This window comes from Neisseria sp. P0021.S005 (genome assembly GCF_051956955.1).
Map to the genome: position 1 here is coordinate 1 of NZ_JBQCWY010000455.1, position 2,473 is coordinate 2,473.

Below are 2,473 nucleotides of genomic sequence, written 5' to 3' on the forward strand. Positions count from 1 at the left end.
GACTCAACATGTTTTCCAAAAGGAAACTTTCCATGGCTCAAACTCAGTCGAGTGCGAACTTGAAGCTGATTAATACGGTTTTTGCCGCTATGCTTGTGAGCATGGTCGGCTATTTTATTTATTGGGGCCTGGGTTATACCCACTACAACCACTCCGGCCTGTTTATCCTTGCTACCTTTTTCGGCGTCTTCATGGCGTTTAATGTGGGTGGTAACGATATTGCTAACTCTTTCGGTACAAGTGTCGGCTCCGGCACATTGACTATTCCGCAAGCTTTGCTGATTGCGGCAGTATTTGAAGTCAGCGGCGCAGTGATTGCCGGCGGCGAGGTAACAGATACCATCCGTAAGGGTATTGTCGATTTGAATGGCATGCATCTGGATCCGATGCAGTTTGTTTTTATTATGATGTCTGCGCTTTTGGCTGCGGCATTGTGGCTGCTTTTTGCATCGCGCAAAGGTCTGCCGGTTTCTACGACACACGCCATTATCGGCGGTATCGTCGGTAGTGCCTTGTGTATGGCGGCATTGAACGGTGTGGATTCCATTGCGCTGATTCAATGGGACAAGTTGGGCGAAATTGCCTTGTCTTGGATTTTGTCTCCGGTATTAGGTGGCATCGTTTCCTATCTATTGTTTTCACGAATTAAGAAAAACGTTTTGGACTACAACTCTTGGGCCGATAATACGCTCAAAGGCATCAAGTTGGAGAAGAAAGCCTATAAAGAAGAACACCGCCTGTTTTTTGAAGCCTTGAGTGAATCTGAAAAAGTCGAATACGCCACCAAAATGGCGCACGATGCCCAAATTTATGATGAGCCGGACTTTGATCCTGAAGAATTGCAGTCTGAGTATTATCGCGGTCTGCACCGCTTTGACAGCCGTAAGGGCGAAGTAGATTCTTATAAAGCCCTGCATTCCTGGGTGCCGTTTATCGCTTCTGTCGGCGGCATGATGATTGCGGCCATGTTGATTTTCAAAGGTCTGAAAAATCTGCATTTGGGTATGAGCAATGTCAACAGCTTCCTGACCATTTTCATGATCGGCGCGGCTATTTGGATGGGTACGTTTGTATTTGCCAAAAGTTTAAAACGCAAAGATTTGGATAAATCGACTTTCCAAATGTTCTCATGGATGCAGGTATTTACTGCTTGCGGTTTTGCATTCAGCCATGGTGCGAACGATATTGCCAATGCGATTGGTCCGTTTGCCGCGATTATGGATGTGTTGCGTACCAACAGCATTACCGCTCAAAACGCTGTGCCTCCGATTGCCATGTTGACTTTCGGTATCGCTTTGATCGTCGGCTTGTGGTTTGTCGGTAAAGAAGTGATTAAAACCGTAGGCACCAGCTTGGCAGAAATGCACCCCGCGTCAGGCTTCTCAGCAGAGCTTTCTGCTGCCGCTGTTGTGATGGCAGCATCATTTATGGGCTTGCCTGTTTCCAGTACCCATATCTTGGTGGGTGCAGTTTTGGGTATTGGCTTGGTTAACCGCAATGCCAACTGGAAATTGATGAAACCGATCGGCCTTGCTTGGGTTATTACCTTGCCTGCTGCTGCCGTTTTGTCTGTTGTCAGCTATTTGGTTTTGCAAACAGTGTTTTAATTGATTATTTGATTTAAAAAGGCCGTCTGAAAGATATTTCAGACGGCCTTTTATGTTCATAAGAGGAGATTTTAATTTGCTTTAATGTTGAACAAATAATGCTGTTCAATGTTTGAACTGATACAAGAATAATCAAGGTAATAGAGAAATATCTTATTGGGAATAGCTTAGAAAAGATTTTGGGGCTTAGTGAGGGCAAACAAAGCTATTTTTAATTAGCCCACTATAAGGTTAAGGCAATAAAAAAGCCCCAATTCATCGACGTTTAAGTGCCGTATTGAATTGGGGTTTTTCTATTTAGTATGAGCCTTATCGAGCCGTCTGAACATTATTCAGCAGCTTCGTGGTCTCAGCTTGAGTAGGAGCCGTTTCTGCTTCAGCGGTAGCCTTAGCGGCTTGACGTTCGGCTTGTGCAGCCAATGCCTGTTGAACGGCTGGGTGCTGTTGGGCGATGGTTTGTTCTTCTGCGCTGACTTCGCCTTTGAAGCGGTTGTTCAAGTCAAAACGTTTGCCGCCGCGAGCCAGGGCTTTCAGGTAGCGTGGACGGCGGCAGTGGTTGGCCAGTACGCGTGCAATCAGTGCAGGGTCGTATTGGGGCAGGGCGGCAACCAAGTCTTGGTCGATACCGACGGCCAACGGTTTGAATCGTTTGAATACATCATATTTGCCGTAGATGTGGTCGGCAATCATGTCTGTCTGTTTTTTCTTGCTCATGGTTTGGACGGCAGATTTCAGCGCAGCGCCCAAAGCGGTTTCTTGTGCCATTGCGGTTGTATTCCTCTAATATAAATCCGTATTTTCGTCATACGGCAATAAGGTGCTATTGTAGTATAAAGACTGTGATTTGGCTAAATTTTTCTGAGAAT

At 45.9% G+C, this 2,473-nt stretch carries 2 protein-coding genes; one reads left to right on the forward strand and one right to left on the reverse strand.

Features of this window, described 5'->3' with window-relative positions; all coding sequences use genetic code 11:
* Nucleotides 1-32: 32 nt before the first annotated feature.
* Nucleotides 33-1,607, forward strand: a complete 1,575-nt coding sequence (locus ACTHUE_RS15500) for an inorganic phosphate transporter (RefSeq protein ID WP_440361197.1) — start codon at nt 33-35, stop codon at nt 1,605-1,607.
* A gap of 309 nt (nt 1,608-1,916) precedes the next feature.
* Here the strand turns inward: ACTHUE_RS15500 and ACTHUE_RS15505 are convergent, their stop codons facing one another.
* Nucleotides 1,917-2,372, reverse strand: coding sequence for a ProQ/FINO family protein (locus tag ACTHUE_RS15505; protein ID WP_128581234.1), 456 nt, complete (start codon nt 2,370-2,372; stop codon nt 1,917-1,919).
* Between the last annotated feature and the right edge of the window lie 101 nt (nt 2,373-2,473).